The 5,655-nt window shown below is 73.2% G+C and carries 5 protein-coding genes and 2 pseudogenes; 4 read left to right on the top strand and 3 right to left on the bottom strand.

Annotated elements, in window-relative coordinates; genetic code table 11:
• The 3 genes and pseudogenes from AC2W7A_RS08675 to AC2W7A_RS08665 all read right to left on the bottom strand — a co-directional run.
• A partial coding sequence (locus tag AC2W7A_RS08675) for a uridine kinase family protein (RefSeq protein WP_485991007.1) occupies positions 1-583 on the bottom strand: 583 nt, incomplete at its 3' end.
• Between the two features lie 32 nt (positions 584-615).
• Positions 616-1,272 carry an MBL fold metallo-hydrolase gene (locus AC2W7A_RS08670; RefSeq protein WP_485991006.1) on the bottom strand — a complete coding sequence of 219 codons (657 nt, stop codon included), beginning with the start codon at positions 1,270-1,272 and terminating at the stop codon, positions 616-618.
• Positions 1,272-2,367: pseudogene (locus tag AC2W7A_RS08665) on the bottom strand (S-(hydroxymethyl)mycothiol dehydrogenase). The gene AC2W7A_RS08670 and the pseudogene AC2W7A_RS08665 overlap by 1 nt, the downstream one beginning before the upstream one ends.
• 300 nt (positions 2,368-2,667) lie before the next feature.
• Between AC2W7A_RS08665 and AC2W7A_RS08660 the strand changes: the two are divergent.
• From AC2W7A_RS08660 to AC2W7A_RS08645, 4 genes and pseudogenes are all read left to right on the top strand, one after another.
• The gene (locus tag AC2W7A_RS08660; protein ID WP_485991005.1) at positions 2,668-2,934 is read left to right on the top strand and encodes a hypothetical protein; all 267 of its coding nucleotides are present in this window, start codon (positions 2,668-2,670) and stop codon (positions 2,932-2,934) included.
• Between the two features lies 1 nt (position 2,935).
• A complete protein-coding gene (locus AC2W7A_RS08655; RefSeq protein ID WP_485991004.1) occupies positions 2,936-3,754 on the top strand; it encodes an SOS response-associated peptidase in 819 nt (272 codons plus the stop codon).
• Positions 3,747-4,925: an arsenic resistance protein gene (locus tag AC2W7A_RS08650; RefSeq protein WP_485991003.1), complete on the top strand. Its 1,179-nt coding sequence runs from the start codon at positions 3,747-3,749 to the stop codon at positions 4,923-4,925. The genes AC2W7A_RS08655 and AC2W7A_RS08650 overlap by 8 nt, the downstream gene beginning before the upstream one ends.
• Before the next feature lie 117 nt (positions 4,926-5,042).
• Positions 5,043-5,655 (top strand): annotated as a pseudogene (locus tag AC2W7A_RS08645) (hypothetical protein); the annotation flags it as partial.

Here is a 5,655-nt window from a genome sequence, read left to right as displayed (position 1 = left end):
CCGCCCGGCGCGCCGAGTCCGTCCGATGTAGGGACCAGGGCCCCCGAAAAAACGGGGGGGGGGTGCACGAGGAACGGCACCGGCTTTGCGGCGTTTTTTTTTCGGCGACGTCGCGCACGAACCGGCGGGCCGCCGTCGTGGTCCGCGCCTGGTCGATGTACCAGGCCGCGTAGCCGACCCCGGCCCGGTCGAGGGCCGCGGGCATGCGCTCGGCGAAGATGCCCTCCGCCACGATCACCCCGCCCGGCTCGAGCGCGACGGTGCTGTGCCCGCGGACGGAGGACGTGGAGATGTCGTAGTCGGGCACGCGCGTGGCACCCTCCTCGAGCAGTTCGACGACGGCGTCCACGGCCGCCTGCTCATCCCACGTTCCGGGGTGGTCCCAGTCGATCTCGCCGTACGGGGTGCGCGGGAACACAGGGCCGGGCCCGCCCGCGGCTCCGTCGTCGGACTGCGCACGGTAGAACGCATCGAGCGAGAGGTGGGGCCGGCCGTGGCGCCGGGCCAGGTAGGACTTGCCGGAGCCCGACGCACCGCCGAGCAGGATCACGGAGGGAGGGGGCGAGGCGGGGAGGATGGTCACGGCAGACCATTCTTCCCCACCTCGCCGCGTCCTCAGTGGCCGCGGGCGATCCACTCGTCCAGGTGCGGGGACTCCGCGCCGATGGTGGTGGAGTCGCCGTGGCCGGTGTGGACCACGGTGCGATCGGACATCGGCAGCAGCCGGGTGGAGATGGACTCGATGATGGTGTCGAAGTCCGAGTAGCTGCGGCCGGTGGCGCCGGGGCCGCCGGCGAACAGGGTGTCGCCGGAGAACACGACCCCGGTGGGGGTGCCGTCCTCGTCCTTCTCGCCCAGGGCCGGGGCGTGGAAGCACACCGAGCCGGGGGAGTGGCCCGGGGTGTGGCGGACCTCCAGCTGCACGCCGGCCACGCGGAAGGTGTCACCGTCGTGGAGGGCGCCGTCCGGGGCGTCGTCCGGGAAGACGGCGTCCCAGAGCATGCGGTCGTCCGGGTGGATCAGCACGGGGGCGTCCACCATCTGCCGGAACTCCATGACCTGACGGATGTGGTCGTCGTGGCCGTGGGTCAGCAGGATCGCCAGCACCTGGCGGCCGCCGACGGCCTTCCACACGGCGTGCGCGTCATGCGCGGGGTCGATCACCACGCACTCCTCGGCGCCGCCGACGATCCAGACGTTGTTGTCCACCTCGTGGGTCTCCCCGTCCAGGGAGAACGTGCCGGAGGTGACGATGTGGTCGATGCGTGCCATCAGAGCACCACCACCGAACGCAGGACGTCGCCGGACTTCATGGTGTCGAAGGCCTCGTTCACCTCGTCGATGCCGATCTTCTCGGTGACGAACTGATCCAGCGGCAGGCGGCCCAGGCGGTACTGGTCCACCAGCATGGGGAAGTCGCGCTCCGGCAGGCAGTCGCCGTACCAGGAGGACTTCAGGGCGCCGCCGCGGCCGAAGACCTCGAGCAGGGGCAGCTCGATCTTCATGTCCGGGGTCGGCACGCCGACCAGCACCACGCGGCCGGCCAGGTCGCGGGCGTAGAAGGCCTGCTCGTAGGTCTCCGGGCGGCCCACGGCCTCGATCACCACGTCCGCGCCGAAGCCGCCGGTGGCCTCGCGGATCGCCTCCACGGCGTCCTGCTCCTTCGAGTTCACGGTGACGGTGGCGCCGAGCTCCTCGGCCTTGGCCAACTTCTTCGGGTCGATGTCCACGGCCACGATGGTGGTGGCGCCGGCCAGCTTCGCGCCGGCCACGGCGGCCACGCCGACGCCGCCGCAGCCGATGACGGCCACAGTCTCGCCGCGCTTGACCTCGCCGGTGTTCACGGCGGCGCCGATGCCCGCCATGATGCCGCAGCCGAGGAGGCCGACGGCGGCCTGCTCGTCCGCGCCCTCGATGCCCTCCACCTTGGTGCACTGGCCGGAGTGGACCAGGGTCTTCTCGGCGAACGCGCCGATGCCCAGGGCCGGCTCCAGCTCGGTGCCGTCCTCCAGGGTCATCTTCTGCTCGGCGTTGAAGGTGGAGAAGCAGTACTTCGGCTCGCCCTTCTTGCAGGCGCGGCACTCGCCGCAGACGGCGCGCCAGTTCAGGACGACGGTGTCCCCGACCTGCACGTTGGTCACGCCCTCGCCCACGGCGGAGACCACGCCGGTGGCCTCATGGCCGAGCAGGTACGGGTAGTCGTCCCCGATGCCGCCCTCGACGTAGTGCAGATCCGTGTGGCAGACGCCGCAGGTCTTGACGTCCACCACGGCCTCGCCCGGACCCGGGTCCGGAACCACGACGGTGGTGAGCTCGACGGGGGCGTCCTTCGACCGGGGCGATGACGGCCTTGACCTTCTGGGGCACGTGCGGCTCCTCTCGTGTGGGGTGTGCAGGCGGGACGGGACGGTGCGCGGCCGTCCGGTCAGGCCTCCTCGGAAGGGCGGCCGGAGGCGGTGCGCGCCGCGTGGGGCGTCCAGCCTGCATTGCTCCCTCCATCCCATCACAGGGCCGGGAACTGATGCACGGGGTGTCCGCCGGTGTCCCTCGCCTGCGTGGGATGTGGCGCCCGCGCACGGAAGAGGGGAGACTGCATCCTGAGGACCGACCGCCAGGACCGAGCACCGGCCGCCGCACCGGCGGAAGCACAGCAGAGAGGGGAGCGCCGTGGCCCGACGACGCAAGGATGAGGACGACCCGTACGCGGTCTACGAGGACTACGAGCGCCCCGCCGGCCGCCGCGCAGGAGGCGGGGAGTTCGCCGAATGGCGCACCCCGCTGGTGGGGCTGCTGATCGGCGTCGGCCTGGGCGTGGCCCTGGGCCTGGGCACCGAGAAGCTGGGGGGCTACGTGATCGGCTGGGCGATCATGGGCCTGGCGATCGGCATCGCCTGGCAGCTGTTCGAGCGCGGCCGGGACCGGAAGGGCCGCTGACATGTGCGGCCGGTACGTGATGGCCCGTGCCGTCGGCGACCTGGTGGCCCTGGGAGGCGCCGTCCCGGACGAGGAGCTGGCGCTCCGCGAGAACTGGAACGTGGCCCCGACGGCCGAGGTGCCGATCCTCGTGGCCCACGCCGACGACGACGGCGCGGTGACCCGGCGGATCCACGTGGCCCGATGGGGACTGGTGCCACCGTGGGCGAAGGAGCTGTCCGTGGGGTCCCGGGCCTTCAACGCCCGCTCCGAGACCGTGGCGCAGAAGCCGACGTTCCGGGCCGCGGTGCGCGCCCGCCGCTGCGCCGTCCCGGTGGAGGGCTACTACGAGTGGAAGGCCCCCGAGCCCGGGCAGAAGGGCGCCGACGGCAGGGCGGCGAAGAAGCAGCCGTTCTACGTGCACCCGGCCGGCGGCGGGGACGGCGAGGGCCCCGTGATCTGGTTCGCCGGGCTCTACGAGTGGTGGCAGGACCCTGAGGCCGAGGTCCGCGGGGAGGACCCGTGGGTCCTGTCCTGCTCCATCCTCACCTGCGCCTCCCCGGATCCTCAGGACGACGACGGCACCCTCGCCTCGCTCGGTGCGCTCCACGACCGCCTTCCCGTCCCCTTGGACGAGACCACGATGGAGTCCTGGCTGGAGCCGGTGAAGCTGGTCTCGGCCGAGGAGGCCGAGGACCTGGTCGGCCGCGTGGTGGAGCGCGCCGAGTCCGTCGCCGCCAGCTGGGAGCTGCGCCCGGTCGGCACGGCCGTGGGCAACGTCCGCAACAACGGGCCCGAGCTGCTCGCGCCGCAGGGCGGGGTGCAGGAGCGCCTTGTCTGAGCAGCACCCCGACGGCCCTGTCCAGGGGGTGACGGGACCGGAGCAGCGGAGGGAACACACCCCGGCGCCCGGGCGGACCCCGGCCACGGGACAGGCAGGGGCACCGGCGGAGGCGACGGCGCAGGCCGCCGAGGCGACGGCGCCGCCGTCGGGCCTGGAACAGCACCAGGTGTGGCTGTACCTGGGCGCGGCCGTGGCCGGTGCCGTGCTGGGACTGCTGGTGCCTGCGGCCGGCGGGGTGACCGGCGTGCTGCTGTGGCCGCTGCTGGCGGCGCTGCTCTTCGCCACCTTCGTGCAGACCCCGCTGCGGCGGGTGCGCGCGGCGGGACGAGACCGCCGCTGGCTGGGCACCGTGCTGGTGGCCAACGGGCTGGTGATGCCGGTGCTCGTGCTGTGCCTGGTAGCCGGTGTGGAGGTGTTCGGCCGGGTGCTGGTCGGGTCCGAGGCGCAGGTGACGGCGCTGGCGCTGGGGCTGCTGCTGGTGCTCGCCGTGCCCTGCACGGACTGGTTCCTCACATTCTCCTACCTGTCCTGGGGCGACCGGGCCGCCGCCGTGGCCGTCACCCCCGTGAACCTCGTGCTGCAGCTGGTGTCCCTGCCCGTGTGGGTGTGGCTGTTCACCGTGTTGTGGGGCGAGAGCGAGGCGGTCGGGACGGCGCTGCTGGGCCCCGCGGTGGTGGCCGGCGCGGTGCTCGTGGTGCTGCTGCCGCTGCTCGCGGCGAGCCTGTTCGAGCGGGTGCTGCGGCGCTCGCCGCAGGGTGAGGTGCGCCGGCAGCGGTTGGCCCAGTGGCCGATCCCGCTGCTGGCGGCCGTGGTGTTCCTTGTGGCCGCCGGCCATGCGCCGGCGGTGGCGGAGGCCTCCGGGGTGCTGTGGGTCGGCGTGCTGGTGTGCGTGGTCTACCTGGGGTGCGCGGTGCTGGTCGGGACGGTGGCCGGGGACATCGCCGGGCTGCCGTGGCCGCAGCGCCGCACCCTCGTGTGCACGCTCGGCACCCGGAACTCCTTCGTGGTGCTGCCGATCGCCCTGGCCCTGCCGGCAGGCTGGGAGCTCGCCGCCGCCGTCGTGGTGGCCCAGTCGATCGTCGAGCTGCTCGGCATGGGCGTGGTCAGCCGCTGGCTGGCGGCCCGGGCGGTGCGGGGCGGACGGGAAGAGCGGGCGGAGGCCGCCTGACGTCCTGCGGTGTGACGTTGGACAAGACCGCCCTCCTGCGGCGTTTCGTGCGGGTGCTCGGGAGTAGACTCTCAGGTGACGCCCATGTGGGCCCCGGTTCTTGTTCAGAGGAATGCAATGAAGCCTTCTCGCCCCTCCCTGCCCTCCTGGTACCCGTCCCGTTCCCGGGGCGGAGACACCGGTATTCCGCCTGCGGCGGCGTCGGGCCACGCAGACACGCGCTCGGAGACCGGGGACGGCAAGCCCGCCAAGAAGAGCGGCTGCCTCGGCTGTCTGGGCTGTTCGGGCGTCGCCGCGGCGGGGCTGTTCCTCGCCCTGGCCATCGGCTCCGCGTTCTCCGGCGGCGGTGAGGAGCCCCAGGCCGCGCCGACGCCGAGCACCGCCGTGACCACGAGCCCGAGCGCAGAACCCGGCACCGCCACCCCGTCTGCGACGCAGAGCCCGTCGTCCGCCCCCTCACCGTCGTCTCCGTCCGCGACTCCGACCGCCACCGGCCCCGACGTGGAAGCGGATGCCGACGCCGACATCGAGGAGGGCACGAAGTCGTTGCCGCAGCCGACCCGTCCGCTTCCCGCACCGGCGACGACCAAGGCCGCCGTCTCGTCGACGCCTGTTCCCCAGGGCTTCGAGCAGGCCCCCGCCACCAAGGCGCCGGCCACGAAGGCACCGGCGACCAAGGCCCCGGCTGCGGCTCCTGCGCCGGCGACGACGAAGGCCCCGGCCGCCCAGG

It is taken from the genome of Micrococcus sp. LASM2_SD2 (genome assembly GCF_057364565.1).
This window is presented reverse-complemented; position numbering and strand designations above follow the sequence as displayed.